This is a genomic window from Nonlabens sp. Ci31 (genome assembly GCF_012974865.1).
GTDB lineage: Bacteria > Bacteroidota > Bacteroidia > Flavobacteriales > Flavobacteriaceae > Nonlabens.
In genome coordinates, this window is the sequence record NZ_CP043633.1 from 1211134 (window position 1) to 1234860 (window position 23727).

General features: G+C 37.8%; 21 protein-coding genes. 10 read left to right on the forward strand and 11 right to left on the reverse strand.

Going from position 1 to position 23727, the window contains the following annotated elements:
- Window positions 1-20: 20 nt before the first annotated feature.
- A complete protein-coding gene (locus tag F0365_RS05445) occupies window positions 21-2897 on the reverse strand; it encodes an alpha/beta hydrolase family protein (RefSeq protein ID WP_169932769.1) in 2877 nt (958 codons plus the stop codon).
- Window positions 2898-2941: 44 nt separating this feature from the next.
- Window positions 2942-3433: a nuclear transport factor 2 family protein gene (locus F0365_RS05450; protein WP_169932770.1), complete on the reverse strand. Its 492-nt coding sequence runs from the start codon at window positions 3431-3433 to the stop codon at window positions 2942-2944.
- A 34-nt stretch (window positions 3434-3467) separates the two neighbouring features.
- Here F0365_RS05450 and F0365_RS05455 point away from each other — a divergent pair, with 34 nt between their 5' ends.
- The 4 genes from F0365_RS05455 to F0365_RS05470 all read left to right on the forward strand — a co-directional run bounded on the left by F0365_RS05455 (window position 3468) and on the right by F0365_RS05470 (window position 5589).
- A complete protein-coding gene (locus F0365_RS05455; protein WP_169932771.1) occupies window positions 3468-4031 on the forward strand; it encodes a DNA-3-methyladenine glycosylase I in 564 nt (187 codons plus the stop codon).
- Window positions 4018-4650, forward strand: coding sequence for a hypothetical protein (locus tag F0365_RS05460; RefSeq protein ID WP_169932772.1), 633 nt, complete (start codon window positions 4018-4020; stop codon window positions 4648-4650). Before F0365_RS05455 ends, F0365_RS05460 begins: the two co-directional genes overlap by 14 nt.
- Window positions 4631-5293 (forward strand): DUF2490 domain-containing protein, encoded by a 663-nt coding sequence (locus F0365_RS05465; RefSeq protein ID WP_169932773.1) that lies wholly within the window; start codon window positions 4631-4633, stop codon window positions 5291-5293. The genes F0365_RS05460 and F0365_RS05465 overlap by 20 nt, the downstream gene beginning before the upstream one ends.
- A gap of 125 nt (window positions 5294-5418) precedes the next feature.
- A complete protein-coding gene (locus tag F0365_RS05470) occupies window positions 5419-5589 on the forward strand; it encodes a hypothetical protein (protein ID WP_240961963.1) in 171 nt (56 codons plus the stop codon).
- Window positions 5590-6043: 454 nt separating this feature from the next.
- Here the strand turns inward: F0365_RS05470 and aat are convergent, their stop codons facing one another.
- The 4 genes from aat to F0365_RS05490 all read right to left on the reverse strand — a co-directional run bounded on the left by aat (window position 6044) and on the right by F0365_RS05490 (window position 8841).
- Entirely contained in the window at window positions 6044-6691 is a 648-nt protein-coding gene (aat, locus tag F0365_RS05475; RefSeq protein WP_169932774.1) for a leucyl/phenylalanyl-tRNA--protein transferase, read from the reverse strand.
- 227 nt (window positions 6692-6918) lie between these two features.
- On the reverse strand, window positions 6919-7368 hold the full coding sequence (locus tag F0365_RS05480; protein WP_169932775.1) for a GNAT family N-acetyltransferase: 450 nt from the start codon (window positions 7366-7368) through the stop codon (window positions 6919-6921).
- 240 nt (window positions 7369-7608) lie between these two features.
- Window positions 7609-7986 carry a DUF3127 domain-containing protein gene (locus tag F0365_RS05485; protein ID WP_169932776.1) on the reverse strand — a complete coding sequence of 126 codons (378 nt, stop codon included), beginning with the start codon at window positions 7984-7986 and terminating at the stop codon, window positions 7609-7611.
- 3 nt (window positions 7987-7989) lie between these two features.
- Window positions 7990-8841, reverse strand: coding sequence for a flavin reductase family protein (locus F0365_RS05490; RefSeq protein ID WP_169932777.1), 852 nt, complete (start codon window positions 8839-8841; stop codon window positions 7990-7992).
- Window positions 8842-9046: 205 nt separating this feature from the next.
- Between F0365_RS05490 and F0365_RS05495 the strand changes: the two genes are divergently transcribed.
- From F0365_RS05495 to F0365_RS05515, 5 genes are all read left to right on the forward strand, one after another.
- Entirely contained in the window at window positions 9047-11461 is a 2415-nt protein-coding gene (locus tag F0365_RS05495; RefSeq protein ID WP_169932778.1) for a M28 family peptidase, read from the forward strand.
- Window positions 11451-12224, forward strand: a complete 774-nt coding sequence (locus F0365_RS05500; RefSeq protein WP_169932779.1) for an NAD(P)H-binding protein — start codon at window positions 11451-11453, stop codon at window positions 12222-12224. The genes F0365_RS05495 and F0365_RS05500 overlap by 11 nt, the downstream gene beginning before the upstream one ends.
- A gap of 1286 nt (window positions 12225-13510) precedes the next feature.
- Complete coding sequence (pbpC, locus tag F0365_RS05505; protein ID WP_169932780.1) at window positions 13511-15898, forward strand: penicillin-binding protein 1C; 2388 nt, start codon at window positions 13511-13513, stop codon at window positions 15896-15898.
- Window positions 15899-16376: 478 nt separating this feature from the next.
- The gene (locus F0365_RS05510; protein ID WP_169932781.1) at window positions 16377-17480 is read left to right on the forward strand and encodes a hypothetical protein; all 1104 of its coding nucleotides are present in this window, start codon (window positions 16377-16379) and stop codon (window positions 17478-17480) included.
- A 1-nt stretch (window position 17481) separates the two neighbouring features.
- On the forward strand, window positions 17482-18225 hold the full coding sequence (locus F0365_RS05515; RefSeq protein WP_169932782.1) for a hypothetical protein: 744 nt from the start codon (window positions 17482-17484) through the stop codon (window positions 18223-18225).
- Window positions 18226-18230: 5 nt separating this feature from the next.
- Here the strand turns inward: F0365_RS05515 and F0365_RS05520 are convergent, their stop codons facing one another.
- Window positions 18231-18695, reverse strand: coding sequence for a CYTH domain-containing protein (locus F0365_RS05520; RefSeq protein WP_169932783.1), 465 nt, complete (start codon window positions 18693-18695; stop codon window positions 18231-18233).
- Between the two features lie 236 nt (window positions 18696-18931).
- On the reverse strand, window positions 18932-19594 hold the full coding sequence (locus F0365_RS05525) for an NAD-dependent epimerase/dehydratase family protein (RefSeq protein ID WP_169934768.1): 663 nt from the start codon (window positions 19592-19594) through the stop codon (window positions 18932-18934).
- A 57-nt stretch (window positions 19595-19651) separates the two neighbouring features.
- Between F0365_RS05525 and dinB the strand changes: the two genes are divergently transcribed.
- Window positions 19652-20740, forward strand: coding sequence for a DNA polymerase IV (gene dinB / locus F0365_RS05530; protein WP_169932784.1), 1089 nt, complete (start codon window positions 19652-19654; stop codon window positions 20738-20740).
- 89 nt (window positions 20741-20829) lie between these two features.
- Here dinB and pyk read toward each other — a convergent pair whose 3' ends face one another.
- From pyk to rnc, 3 genes are all read right to left on the reverse strand, one after another.
- Window positions 20830-22260: a pyruvate kinase gene (gene pyk / locus F0365_RS05535; RefSeq protein WP_169932785.1), complete on the reverse strand. Its 1431-nt coding sequence runs from the start codon at window positions 22258-22260 to the stop codon at window positions 20830-20832.
- On the reverse strand, window positions 22260-22748 hold the full coding sequence (locus F0365_RS05540; protein WP_169932786.1) for an IPExxxVDY family protein: 489 nt from the start codon (window positions 22746-22748) through the stop codon (window positions 22260-22262). The genes pyk and F0365_RS05540 overlap by 1 nt, the downstream gene beginning before the upstream one ends.
- A 228-nt stretch (window positions 22749-22976) precedes the next feature.
- Window positions 22977-23711 (reverse strand): ribonuclease III, encoded by a 735-nt coding sequence (gene rnc / locus F0365_RS05545; protein ID WP_169932787.1) that lies wholly within the window; start codon window positions 23709-23711, stop codon window positions 22977-22979.
- Window positions 23712-23727: the final 16 nt, after the last annotated feature.

Here is a 23727-nt window from a genome sequence, read left to right on the forward strand (position 1 = left end):
ATCGATAATATGCATCTGACTTATTCCTTTGAAGTTGTCTTTTTGTCAAATTCATAACCCGTCTGCTTCCCTTTTCTATCTCTAGATAAGCCTTCTGTCATCCATAATGGAGCGGGTGCGTCTTTGAGGTAATGATCAAAAAATTGCATCATTCGTACCGATAGATCTCTTTTATTTTTCATCTTTCTAAGGTTGTGTGCCTCCTCATTATAAACTAATAACCAAGCGGGTTTATTTAACCTACGCATTCCCATAAACATTTCAATACTTTGGTAATAAGGCACAGCACCATCTTCATCATTATGCATCATTAACAAGGGGGTTTCTATTTTAGGAATATGAAATAAAGGAGAGTTTTCTATATACAAATCCAGTCCATCCCAAAGGTTTTTTCCTATTCTAGTTTGTGTTTTCTCATATTGAAAAGCCCTGCTTAAACCGCTTCCCCAACGTATACCTCCATAAGCACTAGTCATATTAGAAACTGGTGCTCCAGCCATAGCTGCCGCATATTTGTTAGTCACTGTAACAAGATAAGCCGTTTGATAACCACCCCAACTTTGACCTTGTAATGCCATTTTACTAGAGTCTACATAGCCTAATTTTTCTACGGCTTCGGTACCTGAAACAATACAATTGTAAGCACTTTGACCTGGATGACCATCTTTGTAAACAATGTCTGGTACAAAAACGACATAATCATTGCTGGCTAGATAAGAAAAGTTAACGATGCTTGCACTAGGTTGTGGAGAGTTGTAACGGTGTAATTCATCTGCAGATTTCTCATAGAAATAAACGATCAAAGGATACTTTTTATTTGGATCAAAATTTTCTGGTTTATAAATAAGTCCTTCTAAAGGTACCCCATCATAAGCCTTCCACTTAAACAACTCTACGGTTCCCCATTTAAAATCCTTCTGCTGCGGATTCATATCAGTCAGCGGTTTTTTAAGCTTTGGAGTGAGGTATTGGATGTCTGGATAATCTTGAAAATTTTCTGATGTAATCAATAAAGCATTTGAGTTTTCCGCTTTCGCGAAAGCAGACACATCACGATCACTAACCTCATAAAAAGACTCTATACCATTTGCGCCTAACATCATCAACGAGTTTGCTTTTGTGCTGTGATCAAAGGCAGAAAGCAATAATTTACCGTTAAAATAAGTAACTAGCTCAGGCTTTTCTCTATCTAAATTTTCTGTCCGGTAAGTGATTTTATTTTCACGACCTGTTTTAGTTATGTTTTCTGCTGGTAAAGCTCCAGTAACGTCTAGTTTCCAAAGGTCGTACTTATCATAAACCAGGGCAAAACCGTCTTTATCAAAACCTCCAAATCCATGAGCATTTGCTAGTGCGGGATGATCGTCATCCTCATCTGCAAAACTTACTTCTACAAACTTAGTTAGATTCTTACCTATTTGTGTTTCCAGATTCATCATGTGCCAGTCTTGCGTGTCAAAATTGAAGTAGACCACATGCGTGTTATTCGGATTTCTTATCGGAGTACTTCCAGAATTATTGATGATAAACTTTTTGCTGCGGGTGTTGAGATTTTCCACCAGATAATCTGCTCTCCATGGATATTCCCAGGACCTGGAAACATCATATTTATCGTTATTTTCATAAATCACATAGGCTCCTTCCATATCCTTATCCCAGTATGTGCCGCTCATATCATAATCATTGAGAAATTGAACAGATCCTTTTTCTGTATCCCAAACCAAGGTTGCCGATTTGTTTTCCAGACTGGAGTAACGTGTTTTTTGCTCTGGTTGTGTCATGCGGTCTTGGTAATTCCATACATCTACCTGAGCGATCTCGTCTTTCATTAAGGTCGTGTCAATGGTGTACGCTATCCTAGGTTGTGTGTAGAATATCAAACGCTTCCCGTTTTCAGAAAATTCAGCTTTTCTACTTTCTGTTAGTTTCCAACCGTCAGTGATATTCCCTTCTCCATAGCCCAACTGTCGAGTCATAGAATTCATGTCTTTTTGATAATACAATTCAAATTTCAGGGAGTCCGTTTCTGTGCTGTCCATTGCCACTTTATAGGCGAGCTGCTTGCCATACTTATCTATAGAAAGGTCTTTATAACGCCAGGCATTATCTAATAGCGTGGTAGAAACTCTACGGTTAGAATCATAGTAATAAATACCCTGATCTTTTTTCTTTTTACCTTGATGACGAGAGTAGATAAAACCAGTTCCTTCTCGGGGCATTTCATAGTGTTCAAAACTAGCAATGCTGTCTTTTGTTTTAGAAACAGGCTGGTAAATAATCAGGTAATCTTCTTCTGTATAATCTACCTTTTTTTTATCCTCCTCTTTAGCTTTTTTTTCCAGCTCTTTTTCTTCCTTTTTTAAGCGACGCTTTTTTTCTTTTTTTGTCTCTTTTACAACTGTGGTGTCCTTTTTCTTTTCTGGTTTCAGGTCTTTGTGTTTTTCAATGATGATAAAATCATTGCGCTTATCGCTCGCTTGATACTTTTTTACCCTCTGTATAGAGTCAATAATAGTTCCAGAGGCAACTTCATAGACCATAAACGTATCTTTGGATTGCTTGTCCTTATCTACTTCCTTTTTTTGTTCTTTTCTCAGCTTTTGATATTCGGGTTTTTGAAGAAAATAAACGTAATTCTCATCGGCACTTATTTGCGGATTCTCGCCATTGAAAAAAGTGTGTTTGGTATCCTTTGCTAAGTTGTGAATTTCCAGATAACCGTCTCCAGCTTCGGTTGAAGTAACGACACTTATGGCAACTAGATTACCACTAGGGGAAATTTCAGGTCTAGTAGCGGCGCGTTTCCATAAATCATAATCGGCGTGAGTAAGTGCTTTTTTCTGAGCAAATGCTGTTATACAGCATGCAAAAATCAGTAAGGTCAGTAGATTTTTCATAGGTTCAAGTTATAGGTAGGTAATGAAGTAGGTATTTCTAATTTTTATTGGTTTAGCAGTTGTTTTATGTAATTTTTATCCCATTCCTTTTTCATCTCGGTAAGCGAGGAGACATTTTCGTTAGGGACGGCTATAGAAAGTACGTAATGTGCAATTTTCCACTTTCCGTCTTGCATTTTCATTACACCGCTGCCACGGCATATTCCCATTTGAGTATCTAGTAACTCGTCAAAATAGGTCACTCTATTTTGTGAATATACATGACGTTCTAAAGAGGTAAAGGACCAGGCTTTGCCTTTATCAAAATAAGGTTTGGAATAAGCTTTGAAATCGGCGACTTGCCAGTTTTCTGTTGCATCCGTACCTATAAAAACAGCATCGTCTGTCATTAGATCAAAATAATCCTTAAAATTAGCCTGGGAAGCGGCTTTGTGCCAGGCGTCTATAGATTGTGCTACCTCTGAAATGTCAATGGCTTTTTGAGTGGCACAACTAGAGAAGAAAATAACCGAAATAAATAATAACAACTGTTTCATAGATCGTAAATATAAAGATTAGTAATTTTAAACCATGAAAAAACAAAAATGTGATTGGTGTCGAGGAGATGTTTTGTATGAATCTTATCACGATAAAGAATGGGGAAAGCCCGTTTATGACGACCAGACCCTGTTTGAATTTCTAATTCTAGAGAGCATGCAAGCAGGATTGAGCTGGATCACTATTTTACGTAAACGGCAGAATTACTCTGATGCTCTAAATCAGTTTGATGTTCAGAAAATAGCTGCTTATGATCAAGAAAAACAAGAAGAGTTGCTTCAAAATGCCGGTATTATACGCCACAAATTAAAAGTAAAATCCATTGTTAATAACGCACAACTATTTATAGAAGTCCAGAAAGAATACGGTAGTTTTTCTAAGTATGTCTGGAATTATGTAGAAGGTAAACCCATTAAAAACCAAGTCCAAAATCATATAAAAGCTCCTGCAAATACTGCGCTATCAGACCAGATTGCTAAGGACCTTAAAAAACGCGGATTCCAATTTGTCGGATCTACTATTGTGTATGCCTTTATGCAAGCGACTGGAATGGTAAACGATCACGAAATAACCTGTTTTAGATATGATGAAGTATAAAATAGTATGGATTTGTTGTGTTCTTGCTTTTACCGCGCCTTGGGCCAGTGAAGTTTATGCCGTGCAAGGACAGGACACGATAGCTGCACCGCTGCAAACAGCATCCAAACAGAAAAAAGAGCGAGAAGAAAAAATCACCTTAGATCTTTTTCCTAAGAACGCGGTTGATGTAGTAACTGTAATAGGCTATGCGCGTAAAAAAGTAAATTACTATCGAGAAACCGATGGCGACAAGATCAGCTATGAGGCAAAGTTGAAGTATAAAGAGCGAAAATACAGTATAGAATTTGACAAAAACGGCGTTCTAGAAGACGTAGAAATAGATTCACGCAAGAGAAAAATACCTAAAGAGGCACTTTTTAAAATAAATAAAACACTGGACAGCATTGCTAGAAAATACCGTATTGAAAAAGTACAAGAACAATATGTGGCAGGAGATCAAAATGCCACACAAATAAAAGAAAGAATAGCGCGCGACAGGTTTGATAATTACGAATTGATCGTAGCTTTTAAAGACAAACGCAAGATCTACCGCAAAGAATTTCTTTTTGACAAAAATGGAAATCTCATAGGTCACCGCGACATCAAAAGACTAGAATATGACTTTTTATTATTTTAGAGCTTTTCTCTTTTTGTTGTTTCCATTTACTTCGTTTTCTCAAATTATAGACGATGTGATTGTAGAACCTACCTTAAATGTTTCTTGGCATAATAATGCCAGATGGAGCTTTAATAGCGCTATTTCTGAGCGCAATTCTACGCAAGATTCTTTTGAAGCACTACACATTCAGGCATCTCAATTTGCTAGTTATGAAGCAGGCTTTTATTCCCAAATAGGAGTAGGAATTATGTATAGAGAATTGTTTGATGACTCGAGACCAGAAGAAGTGCGGTTTTCAGAACAATACGTGTACACTAGAAAATACAATGCCTTAAAAATTGCACACCGAGTACGATGGGATCAACGATTAAGAGGAGAACGCACCACACATAGATGGCGTTATAGACTTTCTAGCTCTTTACCCTTAAATGGTCTTGCAGCAGATGCATCTGAACTTTATCTTACAGCAAGCATAGAAACACTCTTTATTGCAGAGCGAGATAACCGTCCAGCTTATGACCAGCGATTTTCTTTAGGAATAGGCAGGAAAATCAGTAATAACCTAAAACTACAACTGGTTACAGAATACAGATTTGAAGACTTTACTGCTGGTACCGATCGGTTGTTGTTTTTATATTTAGGGGTTTATTATTCTATTTGATTTTTCAGCTGCCTTTTAAAGTACTTTTATAACATGCGTATTACGAAAGTAGTTAATTACACAGATTTCAGAGCTAACCTCAACATTGGTTAGATAAGCTTATAAACGACCTGAGCGATATTGTAATACAACAAAAAGGAGGAAAATATCTTGTTTTAATATCACTTGATGAATATAATTCCTTAAAAGAAACTAATTATTTATTGAGCGGTGCAAATCGAGATGTTTTACTTAATTCTATCAAAGAGATAGAAGATGACAAAGGCGTAAAACGTGAATTAATAGAGGTAGACTAAATGGATTTAATTTGGTCTCCGACAGCTTGGGAATATTATTTATACTGGCAAAAAAAAGAAAAAAAATTGTCAAGAGAATTAAGGAGCAGTTAAAAACATTAAGGCAACCGTTTGAAGGAAATTAAGAACAACAACCTAAAAGTTGAGCTAATAAATTCATGTAGCAATGATCCTGGATTATACGGGAATCTAGCTTTTGGTTCATTAAGTACTGTAAAGATCTTAGAAGGAAAATTTAAGAACGAAATAATTTATGTTGCTGAATTGTGTCAAAAGACGAATTACACTACGGGGAATATATATGAATTAGTATACTGGTCTGAACCTAGTTTCAGCGCAATACTTTGTGATGGAAAATCCTATAATTCTAATTGGAATTTGGATAAACAAAATCAGTTCTATCTTACTTTTGGAATCTTAAAAGAGCAAACTTTCTTTTTAAATCGATATGGATCTACCTCAAATAACTCAAAAACACCTCTCGATCCATCTCCACAGCACCTAAACTGTCTAGATGATCGTTATATACTTGAGCGTCTATAAGGTGGTAATTCAAATCCTGTAATTTTTCTACTAGATACATCAAAGCGATTTTACTCGCATCAGTTGCTAGGGAGAACATGCTTTCTCCGCAAAAAATCCCTTTATCTTTTAAATCCATACCGTACAATCCGCCTACGAGTTCCTCATCTTTAAAGACTTCAATACTTTTTGTATGACCAGATTCATGGAGTTGGGCATAAGCTTCCAGCATCTCATCATTGATCCAGGTGCCGTCCTGATCGTTTCTAGGCACGTTGCCACAATGTTTCATAACAGAGGTAAAGCAAGTGTTCTCTCGTATCTCATAACCGCGGTTGCGCTTGCTTTGTCGCATGGACTTGGTAACCCGCATAGGTGATGCAGATTTCAAATCAAAAATCATTCGAGGATCTGGACTCCACCAGCAAATAGGCTCTCCATCATTGTACCACGGAAAGAATCCAGAACGATAAGCAAGGAGCAATCTTTCTTGGCTTAAATCACCACCTATAGCAGCAAGCCCATGGTCTGGAGCGGTGCTAGGATCGGGAAAAGTTAAAGATTCGTTTAATAAATACACTAGAAATTGTGAATTAAGTTTGGAAATGGTCCTAAAATTACTAATCTTTGAATAGTCTTCAAATTTAAATTTATTTTCATCATTGCTTTTTTTTTGAGTTTGTTTGGAGACTGACCTATTAAAAATGAAAATCCCAATCTTGAGAAAGTTGGGGTTTTTTATGTTTCAGCGTCTTATATTGTTATTTTTAGGTGCGGACTTCAGTCCACATTTACGCATACATAAATCTACAACTCCTTCCCAAAACACTTGCTATTCTCCACCTTAAGATAAGGACCATAACAACCAATTAATTCATACCCATTTCTCTCATAAAGTGCAATTGCTTCCAGTTGCCTTGTTCCAGTTTCAAGAACACATTTTTTGTACGAAAGTTGAGCCGTCCATTGTTCTAGTTCGAGCAATATCTTTGAAGCAATTCCTTTCCCACGAGCTTCATTCAAAGTGAACATTCTTTTTACTTCCATAGTTTCCTTATCAAAAGCTCGTATGGCGCCACAGCCTGCAGCCTTCTCATCCAGATAAGCTACTACCACATAATTCAAGCCTTCTATTTTGTTGAATTGATTGTAAAAATCGTGCTCATCACCATCAGTTACGGCCAGATAAGCATCCAGTTGTTTTACTAGTTTCTGGAAGTCTGGGCTTTTTGATGTGGTGCGCTTGAGTTGTAGCATGATATTTTGGAAAACTTGTTTTTGATATTTTTCAACACTATTTTTTCAACACAACTATTTCTAGATCAATCTGGAAGATGTCAGATAGACTTGAAACAAACTTCTCGATACTATTTAAACAATACCAATTTCTTCAGTATTCAGAAAGCATTATCAGTGTCAATGAACCTTTAGGTATAAATCAAAAAAGCAGCAAGAATCATCCTGCTGCTTTTGTACATATACTAATTAGATGATGTTCTAAAAAGGCAGGTCATCATGATCTTCATTCTTGGTGTTGGATACCGGCTCGTACTCATCAAATGGTGGTACTTCTGGAGCTCCAGCTGCTGGTGCGGCTGCACCTGCTTTTTCAATTCTCCATCCTGCGATAGAGTTGAAATATTTTGTTTCTCCTTGTGGCGATTGCCATTCACGACCTCTAATGTTGATCCCTATTTTTACAGGCTCACCTACTGCAAATGCATCTAGTAAATTTGTTTTATCCTGCACAAATTCGATCATGATGTGTTGTGGATATTGCTCTTCAGTAGTAACGACTAACTCGCGTTTCTGGAAACCATTTGCACCGAATGTTTTGGTTTCTCCTATTAGTTTGATTTTTCCTAGTATTTCCATAGCTTATAATAATAAATAGTTCCAAGCAGCCAGGAGTTCCCCTTTTGCGATGAGCTCTTTGGCTCGATTGTGTTTATCTGTTGTAGAGAGGTTGGTTAACTGTTCCGCTTTTGCAAAAGCTACCACTTCTTCCTGCTCTGGTACTCGTTCTACATTTCCTAGTTTACCAAGATCGTTTCCGGTAAGAATATCGCTTTTTCTAGCATGTTCTGGTAACGCATCCACGCCTACACCCAGTTTTGATAAAGGTTTTGCCACCTCAAACATAGCATCTTTAGAACGACAGTACCAGTCGCCGCCCATTCTGGCAACCGTATCGATTTTAAAAGGGTCGATCTTGTTGTGCTCGTCTAGCACATTGTCATTCACATGCACCATAACCACTTCACAAATGATGAGGTTACCAGCGCCACCTTCTTGACCCAGCTCTATGATTTCTTTTACTTTACACTCAAATTGTACGGGGCTTTCGGCCACACGTGGTGGAGCAACGATGTCACTTTTTACTTCTGTAAGACCCGCTTTTTCAAACTCATTCACACCTTCTCCATATTCCGTGCTGGATAATGACATTTGTTGAACAATGTCATAGTTTACAATGTTGATGACTACTTCTCCAGTAGCTTTGGCATTCAATAAGGTATGCTTGACCGAGTTATCTCGTACCCGACGCGCAGGGGAAAATATCATCACTGGCGGATTTGCACTAAAAACATTAAAAAATGAATACGGCGATAAGTTCACCTTGCCATTTGCATCAATAGTGCTGGCAAAAGCAATAGGTCGCGGTTGAACTGCTCCTAGCATAATGCCATGGAGTTGAGCTGTTTCTATGTCTTTAGGATTGAGTTTCAAGTCGTTTTTTTAATAAGATACAAAGGTAAGATTTATAGAATAGAATTTAGAATAATGTTTTTTAAAAAGAGGATATTTTTAGATGAATGTTGTTTTATTCGAGATCGAGATCGAGTTCAATCTCATGATAAACCTACCCTTTAGGGTTAGGGAAAGGTTTCCCACATTTTGTTTAACTTTCCGACTCCGCAAAAACCAACCAACCATGAGACCTAAATCTCACCTCACCTCAGCCTTGTCCTTTTTAGTAATCATTTTGATGATTTGGTATGCCTTTCAAAGTCAGACACCATCTTCTGATGTAAAAGAGAATTTACCAACGACCGAATGGTCTACTGCTAGAGCATTGCAACATGTGAAGGCCATATCGCTAAAACCTCATTATGTAGGCAGTAAAGCTCATAATGAAGTCAGAGATTATATAAGAGAGGAGCTCCAAAAAATGGGATTGGAAGTTTCCACACAAAAAGGCTACGACATCAGCAGTAACGGGAACATGTCACAGCCAGAAAATATTATAGCTCGTATCAAAGGAGCCGAGGCTAACAATAAAGCATTGGTATTATTAAGTCATTATGATAGTGATCCACATTCCAGTAAAGGTGCTAGCGATGCCGCAAGTGGTGTGGCAACAATTCTGGAAGGAGTAAGAGCTTTTCTAGCACAAAACAAACAGCCTAAAAACGATATCATTATCTGTATTACTGACGGTGAAGAACTAGGGCTTAATGGGGCCAGTCTTTTTGTAAGAGAACATCCCTGGGCAAATAACCTAGGTTTTGTACTCAACTTTGAAGCTCGCGGTAGCGGCGGTCCTAGTTACGTGTTGGTAGAAACTAATGGTGGAAATCGCAAGATTATCCAAGAGTTTGTAGCCGCTGGAACGGAGCATCCTGTTGCAAACTCTCTGGCTTATAGCATCTATCAAATGATTCCTAACAATACAGATCTTACTGTCTTTAAAGAAGGTGGGAATATCAACGGACTTAATTTTGCTTTTATAGGAGATCATTTTGATTACCATACAGAGTTGGATACGTATGAACGGTTAGACCGCAATACGCTGGCGCACCAAGGGTCTTATTTGATGCCGTTGTTATCGCATTTTGGCGATCTAGACATGACTGATCGTGTGATGGTAGAAAAAGGAGATGACCTCGTGTACTTCCCTATGCCCTTGTTTAAAACGCTTAGTTTTCCATTCAGCTGGTTAGCGGCTATAATCATCATAAGCGGACTGTTATTGTTGTTTTTAATCATCTTAGGAATCCGCAAAAGGCGCATTACTTTAAAACATCTTTTAGGCGGTTTTGTGCCGTTTTTGGGAAGTTTAGTGATCGGTTACTTGTTGAGCAACTATGGTTGGGCAGCTGTAAAGTTCAACGACTTTTATATAGATCAGCATCATGGTTTTCCGTATAATGGGTATTGGTTGATAGCAACATCTGTATTTGCCACGGTCAGCATTTGCTTTTTCTTGTATCACAAATTTTACCATCGCGACCGCATTGCTAGTTTAGTTGTAGCACCATTAGTTATTTTATGGATCATCTCACTGGCGATTGCTTTTCCACTTGGAAATGGTGGGCTTATTCCAGAGGTGTATCTAGGAGGTGCAGGATTCTTTGTCGTACCTCTGTATGCCGGATTGATCATGTTATGGCTCAATATGTATCAAAAACGGCCTAGTTATATGTTATTGTTATTACTTGCCGTTCCTGCGATTTTTGTTTTCGCTCCATTTATAACTGCCTTTCCAGTAGCTTTAGGAATGAGTATTTTATTTGTCGCTGCTGTTTTGAGCACGTTGTTATTTGGTTTATTGATTCCTATTATAGGACATTACCGCAAGAAAGGATTGTTGGCATTTGGCTCGTTGATCGTTACTTTAGTTTGTTTGTGTTTCGCTTTCGCGAAAGCGGAATTCTCACAAACCCAGCCCAAACCTACCAGCTTGATCTACGTGCAAGGCCAAGATACCAAAACAGCTCAATGGGCAACCTACGACAGTGCATTATCTGACTGGACAAAGGAAAAGCTAGGTGAAAAACCACAATTAGCAGAAGAATTAAACGCCAATTCTATAGATTCTAAATACGGCACCAGATTCTCCTACGCGGCAAATACGGATTACAAAGAATTGCCAGAAGTGAAAATCGAGGTTCTGAGCGATACCGCTATAAATGGTTTGCGTACCGTAAAATTCAACGTCAGCAGTGAAAGCGTCGTACACCGTTATGAGGTCTTTGCAGATTCCAAATACGTGTTTGAAAAAGCCGTGGTCAATGGTCTGGAAATTCCGGTTACTGGTAAGACTAACAAACCATTTGGTAACCGATGGGGAAATCGCATGTTGAGCTATTATGTGAGCGATAACGCAGCTCTAGAAATGGAAATGACTTTTGACGCTGGTGTAGAACCAGAACTGATCTTTTATGCAGCCTCCTTTGATCTATTAGATCAAAAAGAATTGCAGGTGAGCAAGCGACCGCTGGATCACATGTCCATGCCGTTTGTTTTAAACGATGCGGTGCTTAAAAAAAGAACCGTTTCATTGACTAAAAAGAAAAACCAAGAATGGTTCAACGTACAATATGAATTAGTTCCCGATGCCGAATAAAAACATAGGAATCTTAGGATGTGGCTGGTTGGGCTATGATCTCGCTTTAAAATTAAAACAACAAGGTTGTGAAGTGCGAGGAACTTCTAGATCTTTAGAAAAGCTACAACAACTCTCAGAAAATGGGGTTCATGCTTTTAAGATCGACCTTCAAGAAGATAAAATCTATGGAGATGTACAAGGGTTTTTAAAGGGATTGGATGTTTTGTTGATTGACATTCCGCCAGGCTTGCGCAAGAATCCAGAAAGCAATTTTGCTTTTAGAACAAAGCTTTTTATGCGATTTGTTCAAGTTTATGAAATCAATAAGGTTCTTTTTATTTCTTCCACTTCGGTCTTTGAAGATCGAGAAGATATTCCAACCTATGATGAGAATTCTATTCCAAATGCTACCAGTAACAACGGTAAAAAAATCATCGCTGCTGAGCAAATAGTTCAAGAAATGGCACATCAATCTACCATTATCAGACCTTGTGGTCTTATAGGAGACGATCGCCATCCCATAAAAATGCTCGCCGGTAGAAAAGGTATTAAAAATCCTGATGCTCCAGTAAATCTCGTGACCAGAGATCATGTGAATTCACTTATTCGAAAAGTGATTGCTGGAGAACTTGATGCAGCAGTAATTCATGCAGTAAGTGAGCCTCATAAAAGTCGTCAAGACTATTATCAAAAAGCGGCGATAGAGTTTGGGTTGGAAGTTCCTGTCTTTGATAGTGATAGTGAAAACTTAGGAAAGAAGATCGTTTCTCGATTTCCCTAAGGGCAGAATTAATTCTGCCCTTAGGGAAGAGTAAAGAGTTCTGCATGAGAATTTGTTCTATAGATCATTAATGGATCGAAAACTAAAATCTTCCCCATTGGTAGCTTGTATCCGACGAATGAGAGGAATGCACTATTTAATTCGTGTACGAATTAAATAAGGGATTTGCGATGATTGAAATTAGAAGAGACCTTGATGGAGATCAAGCGCTGTTACCTTTTCGACCAATTTTCCGTAAACTCCAATTTGCCCACATTTCCTTGAAAAAAGGAAAGGAGCTTTTACTTTTTGGATTTTATAGACTTGACATTCCAACTATAGTTGTTGGCCTTGTCTAAATCTGCTCGGGAAGCTTGAATTTATAACAGGATCTGGTTTTATCGATAACCACCAAACATTCCAAGACGAATACTTGGCATGTTGGTTTCTAAAATGATTGAGTTCGTATACGAATGAGTTGAGACTTTTACGATGTATAGAAATTATTTCAATTTTAATTCTATAACTCACCACCCATCATAAGGGGCAGAATTAATTCTGCCCCTTATGATAAAATATCCGTCCATTTTCACGTTCTTTAAGTTGTTGGCCTTGTCTAAATCTGCTCGGGAAGCTTGAATTTATAACAGGATCTGGTTTTATCGATAACCACCAAACATTCCAAGACGAATACTTGGTATGTTGGTTTCTAAAATGATTGAGTTCGTATACGAATGAGTTGAGACTTTTACGATGTATAGAAATTATTTCAATTTTAATTCTATAACTCACCACCCATCATAAGGGGCAGAATTAATTCTGCCCCTTATGATAAAATATCCGTCCATTTTCACGTTCTTTAAGTTGTTGGCCTTGTCTAAATCCGCTCGGGAAGCTTGAATTTATAACAGGATCTGGTTTTATCGATAACCACCAAACATTCCAAGACGAATACTTGGCATGTTGGTTTCTAAATTTTTTTTAAATAAAATGGGTTTGTAAGACTTGACATTCCAACTATAGTTGTTGGCCTTGTCTAAATCTGCTCGGGAAGCTTGAATTTATAACAGGATCTGGTTTTATCGATAACCACCAAACATTCCAAGACGAATACTTGGTATGTTGGTTTCTAAAATGATTGAGTTCGTATACGAATGAGTTGAGACTTTTACGATGTATAGAAATTATTTCAATTTTAATTCTATAACTCACCACCCATCATAAGGGGCAGAATTAATTCTGCCCCTTATGATAAAATATCCGTCCATTTTCACGTTCTTTAAACACAAAGAGCACTCACAAGCACATTGAAAAAATTCCTCTACAAACATAAAATCAAACTCAGCATACTGACCCTGTTGCTGGTTTGGTACGCCTTGTGTTTACCAGATCAATTGTTTGATGTTTCTTATTCTACAGTAATAGAAAGTAAAAATGGTAGGTTGCTTGATGCGCATATTGCCAAAGACGAGCAATGGCGTTTTCCTGCTGTGGATAGTGTGCCCTACCGCTACAAACAATGCGTGCTGCAATATGAAGATGCTTATTTTTACGATCACCCAGGATTCAATCCAGTGGCTATAGGAAAAGCATTAGCTGATAATATTACCGCAGGAAAAGTAGTGCGTGGTGGTAGTACGATTACTCAGCAAGTCATTAGAATGTCACGTAAAAAAGACCGTAAATATTACGAGAAATTCATCGAGCTCATCTGGGCAACTAGATTAGAAATTCGGCTTTCTAAAGTAGAAATTCTTGAATTGTATGCTTCTCATGCGCCTTATGGTGGTAATGTGGTCGGTCTAGATATGGCGGCGTGGCGTTATTTTGGGAGAAAATCCCACGAGCTCAGTTGGGCCGAAAGTGCCACACTAGCCGTTTTACCCAATGCCCCAGGACTGGTTTATCCAGGAAAAAGAGAAAGCTTGCTCCAAGAAAAACGAGATCAAGTGTTGCTCAAGCTGAAAGAAGAAAACATCATTACAGCGATGGATTATGAACTCGCTATTTCAGAAAATGTGCCGACTCAAGATTTTAGAGTACCACAACTGGCACCGCATTTGTTGCAACGAGCTAACAAAGAATTCGGTACTCAAAAACTACGTACCAGTATTGATTATGAGATGCAGGAAACGGTGAACCGCATTGTAAAAAATCATCACAATATCCTCCAGCAAAATGGTGTGCATAATCTCGCCATGCTGGTTCTGGATGTGGAAACCCAAACAGTTGCTGCCTATGTAGGGAATGCCCCCACGACTAGAGTACACAGTAAAGATGTGGATATTATCGTGGCTCCACGATCTACAGGCAGCGTTTTAAAACCTTTTTTATATGCCGCAATGCTGGATGATGGAGAGTTGCTGCCCCACAGTCTGGTAAAAGACACGCCTACGGTTATCGATGGCTTTTCTACAGAGAATTACGACAAAAGATATACGGGTGCGATTCCCGCGTCTCAAGCTTTATCGAGGTCCTTAAATGTGCCTGCGGTGCGATTGTTGCGAGAGCATACTGTTCCTAAATTTTATAACAAATTGCAAGATTTAAAACTCACTCATATCAATCGTGGTGCGAGTACTTATGGACTGAGTTTGATCATTGGCGGTGGCGAGAGCAGCCTTTGGGACATGAGTCGCGCTTATCTAGGAATGGCCAAAACTTTAGAACTTTACACAAAAAACAGCAGTCAGTACGATCCAGAGGTCATGAACAGGTTGAGTTATTTGGATGATAATTCCGCTGGAGTTTATATCGAGCCTAGTCGAGATGCGAAAGCGGAAAAAGAAACATCTCAGAAAGACGTCAACTGGTCTTTAGAGTCATCCATCTATGGTGCAGGAAGTATTTACCACACTTTTGAAGCTATGAAAAAGGTCAACCGTCCAGAAGGAGAAGAGATTTGGCATTTTTTCAATCCAGATCGAGAAATCGCTTGGAAAACAGGAACAAGTTTTGGAAACCGAGATGCCTGGGCGATAGGCGTGACCCCTAAATATATTATAGGCGTCTGGACAGGAAATGCTGATGGGGAAGGACGAGCTGATATGACAGGAATAGATAGCGCCGCGCCAGTACTTTTTGATTTGTTCAATAGATTGCCTACACAAAGCTGGTTTGCGCCGCCTTATGATGACCTGATCCAGGTACCAACCTGTAAACAATCAGGTTATCTCGCAACCCCATTATGTGAATCTACAAGCCAAAATATTCCTGCAGTAGGAGAGAAATTTGCCTCTTGTCCTTTTCATAAATCCATCAACTTAGACCCTACAAAAACCTACCAAGTAAATGCCGATTGTGAGCCTGCCTCACAAATAGTAACCACCTCTTGGTTCACGTTGCCGCCGGTGATGTCTTATTACTATGCAAGGTCAAACCCTGCTTATAAAGCCTTACCCGATTACCGAGAGGACTGCGTTCCAGCCACTGAAGATGTGATGCGATTTATACAGCCCAAACACAATACCACCATCACGCTTACTAAAAATGTAGAAGGCGAGCAAAATAGTGCCATTTTTGAAATCGCTCATAAGGACAGTGATGCTCAGGTATTTTGGTATATGGACGATGAGTTTTTAGGCACTACTAAAAACTTTCATGAACTTGCTATTTCAGGTAAAAAAGGCAAGCGCCTGATTACCGCAGTGGATGAAGAGGGCAATGATGTGCGTATTTATGTGGTTTTTGATTGACGTTTAAAAACCAGTTGTACCTACCCATAGTGATCTTAAAGCAACTCCCTCTCCTTTAATTTATCAAGGCAAAATCACAGGCTGTTCAAAGCTATTTTTTCTTCTTAAAACGAAGTGCTCTCGAATTCTCGACGGGCCATGGTGTTATTTAGACCCAAAAATCATCGATTTTTTATCAATCTTTATGAAGGTTTATAGAAAAATAAAGAAGAAGACCCCGCATTAGGTGATAGCTGGAAAACAAAGAGAAATTTGATAGTTATACTGGTCTAGATTCATGAAGATCGAGTCGTTATTCATGAATCTAGACCAGTAGTTTTTGCATAGCATTGCTTTTATCTCCTAAATTTATAATCGCAAACCATATAAAAAACAAAAAATAGAAAAAGTTGTAAAAAAAGAAAAGCTCCTACCAGGTAGAAGCTTTCACAGTCAAAAAACGTAACACCAATTACTAATTTTTTAACATTAGAAAATTATGCAAATTAAACCAATAATCATTGCATTTTTATGCAGTACCGCAATTATCTCTTGTTCTAAAGATGAAGTGCAAGAGCTAGAGTCAATAACTACTAAATCAGGAGGTTCTATATCCAAAGTCTCATTTTCTCGATATGGATTAGCAGATATGTTATACTTCCCTAATATGGAGACCTTTTATCAAACTCAAATGGATCTTGAAGAACAAGTTGAAAATCATGATGATGCATTCGTAGAACAAAACAATAATTTAAATGAAGACGATTTAATTGATGAGGAAGAGTCTTCAGGTTTTGATGATGAAAAGCCTTTAACAGAATTTGAAAACAGTTTTTCTTTTCATAGTTTAAGAGTTCATTTGATACAACTGGAGCATATTTGGTTAGATCAATTTGGGGTTAATGACTCTTTTGATGTTAGCGATAGTCCTTACAATCATTTTATCTTTGATGAGGAACAAAGAGCTATGCTTAATATTGATGCTCAGGCTAATATAGGCGAATATTTAATTCAATTCACTAGATTTGGTTATATACAAGTGCCTGTCTATGAAATGGAATTATTTTTAGATGTAGTAAATGATCCAAGCAGCACTAATACGAACTGGATGGAAAATGAAAATGTTGTTGTGGTAGGTGGTTATTATGGAGCGCCCCAAAATTATGCTAACGGTACCGATGACAATAACAATGATCCTGTTACTTTAACTGAAGAGTGCTTTGCTGACATTGACAATGATGGTCAAATTGTTTACACAGATAATAGAAAGGTTTCTTGGAGACATCAGTTAAAAGGCAATTACATTGTAGTCAAAGCAAAAGCCAAAACTAGAGGTTTTAAGCATAAAAGAGGGAAGTGGAGGTGCCGTAGACTTAATATTTACGCTGAGGTTGATGGGGATGTTAGTTCAACTGAACATGAGGAATGCTCAGTATATAAAGATCTTGAAGATGTAAGAACAGGGAAAAAGAGAAGAGTAAAAGCAAAAGATGAAGAGATTCATAGCTCTGGAGATATTATTAAATTTAAAGCAATCCGGTTTCAATCGAAGTCAATACATGGTTGGAGTGTCAATAGGACTGACAGAATAATGCTACAATAAAATGAATAAAATCAAAATTTTAATTGCAGCGAGTATGTTACTCGCTGCTTTTTATTCGGTAAATGGTCAAAACACCTCATTTATAGAAAATGTAGGTATAAAAGTAAATTATTCAAGAACTCATAGTTTTAAACGCGATTTCACACCTGAAATATTTGACTGGCAACATAAAAACTACAGAACATTCAGGTTAGGCTTAAGTTATGATGTAATCACTGAAAGAAAATGGAGCTATAATTTTAACTTATCTATAGATTGGTCACAAGATATTGTTGAGTATACGCTAAATGATCCAGATTTTGATGAAGGTTCATTTTCAAGAAGATCATCTGGCGCGGGAACAGTTTATTTTATTTTTGAAAGTCAATTTCTATATTCCTTAAATAAAAATAAATCAATTCACTTAATGATTGCTCCTCAAATAAACTATACCTTATTTGACGATATAGGTGGAAGTGGGATAGGCGGTACAAATTCTTTAAATGGATATACATTTAGATTGAATACTATTAACCGAAATAGAATTATCAGACCAAGTCTTGCATTAGGTATACAATATGATTTACCTACAAAAACAAAAATGCGATTAGGAGCTTTTTATTCTTACTCTTTTACTCCTATTTATTTTGGTGAATTTACGTATCAAAATAGCAATGCTGTTACTGCCTCTGGAGAATGGGAGCAAAAAGGACATCAAGCTGGTATCACTTTTCAGATATTTCCTTTTTTCAAAAACAAAAAGTAAGGAACCTACCACTTAGAAAAAGGTTGAGCACTGATATAAGAATTGTAATACCTCACATCTCCAGTGACTTCTTTAACCAGCCATTCTGGTTTCAGGAAGTATTCTTCTTCTGATTGTAGTTCAATTTCGGCTAGTAGAAGTCCGTTATTTTCTCCGTGGAAGATGTCTATTTCCCAAGTATGATTTTCTATAACTACTTCATACCTGGTTTTATCAATCACGCCAGGCAAACATAATTGTAGTAACTGCTCAGCCTCTTGTATGGTAATTTCTTTTTCCCATTCATAACGAGATAGGCCACTTTGGTTAGACTTTCCTTTTATGGTTAGAAAACCTTGATCGCTTTTTATACGCACCCGTACCGTACGTTCTGGATCTGTAGATAGATAACCTTGAGTGATGCGTTTTCCTTCTATACCTTTTAGGAAATCGGTGTTTTTAAATAGGAATTTGCGTTCTATTTCAGTCATGGTTGCAAGGTATTGAAAAAGCTTGTTAGATTTGACATGCCAAGTATTCTTCTTGGCATTGTCTACATCTGACGGAGCAGTTTTCTCTTTTTGTCTGATGAAGAAAGGAAAGGCTGCATCCAGAAGTCAATAAAACTTAAGGAAAGAAAAAACAGCAGCGAACCTAAATTTGTGAGCCGATTTTCTAATTTTGCCTACAGCCTACAGCCTACAGCCTACAGCCTACAGCCTACAGCCTACAGCCTACTGCCTATTTCTACCAACTCATCACTTTCTATTCTATTCTTATCATAAGCGTTTATCGCTATATAAATCATAGCGCTCGCAATTGTTTCTGGTTCTATAGTCCTGTATTTTTTAAGAGCGCCGAACAATAATGGATCAATCAATTTTTGAAATTTTTTCCACGCACTTTCAAAGGGCCTTTTTTCATCTCGTTTGCCACCTATAAGTGCTGGTTGGACAAAATAGCTTTCCTCAAAACCTAAATCTTCTAAGTCTCGTTCCATTTCTCCTTTGCCGCGATTATAAGAGATGTTGCTATCAGGATTGGCACCTAAAGCAGAAATAGTGATGATTTTACGCACTGCATTTTCTTTAGCCACTCGTGCCACTCCGAGGGGCAAATCATGTTCGATTTTGTAGTATTCTTCTTTGTTTGGAGTTTTGGCCTGCGTAGTTCCTGTGCATATAAAAAGATGATCTCCTTTTAAAAACTCCTTATAGGTGGAGGGGTCAAATAAATCGGCTAGATGATTATAATGTTTTGGGTGGTTGTTGTCGATTTGCTTTCGCGAAAGCGTCACTACTTTATCATACCTCGCATCTTCTAGCAGTTGAGAGAGTAAAATGTTGCCCGTTAGACCTGTTGCGCCTATAATTATTGCGGTGAATTTCATTTGTGGAAGTATGTTAATATTCAAGGTTATAGTTCTTAAAGGTAGTAATTTTACGAGATGCACGAACTAGCAGACCGAAAAATAATTCATGTAGATATGGATGCGTTTTATGCATCTGTAGAGCAACATGACAACCCAGGCTTAAAGGGGAAACCTGTTGCCGTAGGTGGCGGCAGCGATCGAGGTGTTGTAGCTGCAGCTAGTTACGAGGCCCGTAAATACGGTGTGCGCAGTGCTATGCCTAGCGTGACTGCAAAAAGATTGTGTCCGGACCTTATTTTTGTAAAAAGCAGATTTGACAGGTATCGAGAGGTATCGGAGCAGATAAGAGAAATTTTTCAAGACTATACGGACCTGGTAGAACCTTTGTCGTTAGATGAGGCTTATCTGGACGTAACGGAGAATAAATACCACTTTCCCAGCGCAACCATTATAGCCTACGAGATCAGAAGGCGTATTTATGAAGTTACAGGAATAACTGCAAGTGCAGGGATATCAGTTAATAAATTCATCGCCAAAATAGCCAGTGATTACAACAAGCCTAACGGTCAGAAAACTATTTTGCCAGAAGAGATCCTTCTTTTTCTAGAAGAACTGGACATTCGTAAATTTCATGGAATAGGGAAAGTTACCGCCGAGAAGATGTATCAATTTGGTATTTTTAATGGTTTTGATTTAAAACAGAAATCACTGGAGTTTCTAGCTGAAAACTTTGGAAAGAGCGGTACTCATTATTATAAAATCGTAAGGGGCATTCATAAAAGTCCTGTTAAAGCAGACCGAATTAGAAAATCTTTAGGTGCAGAACGCACGTTTTCTGAAAATATCTCTAGCGAGATCTTTATGAAAGAACGTCTTATCCAGATTGCTGAAGAAATTGAGAAACGTATCGCAAAATCAGATGTGGCTGGTAAAACAGTAACGCTTAAGATTAAATTTCGGGACTTTAAAACCCAAACACGCAGCAAGACTTTGCCTTACTTTATAAGAGACAAGGAGACGATTTTAAATACTGCCATAGAACTTATGGAGCAAGAAAGTTTTCGTGAAAGCGTGCGCCTTTTAGGAATTACACTTAGTAATTTGAACACGGCCAAAGAGGAAGTGGAAGACTTTGTTGAGGTGCAGCTGGGATTTGAGTTTTAACACTGTTTTCTGTTTTAATAATACTTTTTAAACACAAAAAAACCTTATCAAATCGATAAGGTTTTTATAATATAGTGTCGTGCTTATGGTTATTCTACTTCAGAAACTCTTAACGTATTTACCATTCCTTTATCAGTTACTGGCATTGCTGCTAGGTTGATGAGGAAGTCACCTTTTTCTACAAATCCGTTGTCTTTAGCAAACTTATTGACATCTTTGATAGTCTCGTCTGTACTTACAAAACGGTCGTAAAGGAATGCTCTAACACCCCAAAGTAAACTCAGTTGTGTCAGTATACGGTGGTTACTCGTAAAGGTAAGAATGTGGGCAGCTGGTCTCCAAGCACTGATCTGAAAAGCGGTATAGCCAGAATTAGTCATGGTGGTAATGGCTTTTGCACTGATCTCATCTGCCATTTTTGCGGCGTGGTGACATACTGATTTTGTAATGTATCTCTTTGTTTTTATATGTGGTGCAGAGTGTGGGACTTTGATCAAGTCACTATTTTCTACTGCCAAACAAATACTAGTCATTTTTTCAATTACCTGAACTGGGTATTGTCCTACAGATGTTTCTCCAGAAAGCATTACAGCATCTGCTCCATCCATTACAGAGTTTGCTACATCATTTACCTCAGCTCTTGTAGGAGTAAGACTTGTGATCATGGTTTCCATCATTTGGGTAGCAATAATCACAGGGATACGTGCTTTTTTTGCTTTAAGAACAAGTGTTTTCTGTATTAATGGAACTTCATGAGCAGGAATCTCCACACCTAGATCTCCACGAGCAACCATTAAACCATCACAATATGCAACGATTTTATCGATATTTTCAACGGCTTCTGGCTTCTCAATTTTAGCAATAATTGGAATTTTATTTTCCGAATGTTTTGAGATGAGTTCTTGTAGTTCGATCAAATCACGACTGTGACGTACAAAAGACAGCGCCATCCAGTCTACTTGTAATTCACAAGCAAATATGGCGTCCACGATGTCTTTCTCTGTAAGGGCTGGAAGTGAAATATCTGTTTGAGGAAGATTGACTCCTTTTTTAGATCTTAATGGTCCCCCTTGAATAACTTTAGTGACTACATCTTTTTTTCCATCAGTTGAAATAACTTCAAACATGAGTTTTCCATCATCAAGAAGGATGCGCTCTCCAGCTTTTACATCTCTTGGGAAGTATTCATAATTCATATAAACACGCTCTGCAGTTCCTTTAAAAGGAGTTCCAGTAGAGATGGTAATGATGTCACCAGGGTGCACGACTACTTCTTCTTTCATGACACCTACACGTAATTTAGGACCTTGTAAGTCTCCTAAAATACCAGTGGCAAAACCGTGTTCTTTATTGATGTCGCGTATCATTTGCACGCGCTCTCTTACATCCTCATGGTCTGCATGAGAAAAGTTGATTCTAAATACGTTGACGCCTGCTTTCATCATGGCCAGTAATACTTCTTTAGTAGAAGTGGCTGGTCCTAGAGTCGCGACAATTTTAGTTTTTTTAGTGTTTGGCATTATTCAAATATTAAATAATCTTGTTGTTTAATTTTAAAAGTATCTACAGGATAGACACTTATTACTTGAGGTATTTCCCCAAGGGCATTTATTAGTTTTTTAACTGGAAAGAAGTCGGCATCTTTCTCGATTTTAAGTAAAAAATCAACTGTTCCATATTCTTTAATCAGAACGGTTTTAACTTGCGTCGTCTCTTCATTATCAAATAAACCTAAGGACACTTTTTCTTGATTTGAAATTCCCCAGTATTTATTAGGTATCAGATAAAAAGGGGCGTTTTGCTCCTTGTCAAAATATTTATACACTGGATAATTTGCAGTATATGCTTGCTGCAAAATATCTTGATCTACCGCTGTTCTCCTAAAGCCTATCTCTAAGTACTTATTAATGAAGTAAGCCATTCTGTAAGGCTCTGATGTAGAGTGTATAGCGATAAGTATATACGGCTCTTCTTCTAATTCCCAATCTGTTAATTTGTGAACAGCCATCTGTTATCTTGTTTAACCTTGCTAATTTAAGAAGACTAGAGGCAAATTTACCGCGTAATAACCTTAAATAAAGGTAAAATATTACGAAAACGATAGTAGCTAGCAATCTATTTTGATAATTTGCTATTATCCACTTGTAGTGGATTTTGAATAGTGACAAAATAAGGAAGAGGAACTAAGAGCAAGCTCAGGTCTTGATTTAAATTTTAGTTTGCATTTCAAGGCTTTCTAAAACTTGTCTTGAAGAGCAAAAAAAGCCCTTTTACTGGCCTTCTCTTCTGCTTTTTTCTTAGAAGTAGCTCTGGCTTTTGCAATAATGCGATTGTCGATGGTGAGTTTTACGGCAAAATGTCTGACCTCATCTGCACCTGTATCTTCATAGGTGTTGTATTCAAATTTTTTCTTATGCTTCTGACACCATTCTATCAGAAGACTTTTATAAGAGATGACCTTGCCTTCTAGTTTTTCAATATCCACGTAAGGTTCAATAATTTTTTTACAAATAAACTTTTTACAGGCGGCGTAACCACGATCGAGATATACGGCTCCTACTAAAGCTTCAAATAAATTACCGTGAATATTTGCACCAAAATTGCGCGTTGGGACTTGCGTCTGCGCATATTTAATCAAGCCAAAATCTTGACCTAATTCATTGAGGTGTTCACGACTTACGATTTTAGAACGCATTTTAGTTAAATAGCCTTCATCACCACTCGGCACTTTATTATAAATGTATTCTGCTATAACCGCGCCTAGAATAGCATCACCTAGAAACTCTAAACGCTCATAACTTTGCGCAAATCCTTTGACTGTTTTTAGGCCCATTGATTTATGAGTAAAGGCAGTCTCAAAAATAGAAATGTCTTTAGCTTTTAAGCCAGTCATCTTTTTTATTGCATCAGTTAAACCTTCGTTAGTAGGTGTACTACTTCTAGATTTAAATATTTTGCGAATTCTATTCATACGAATGAAAAGACCT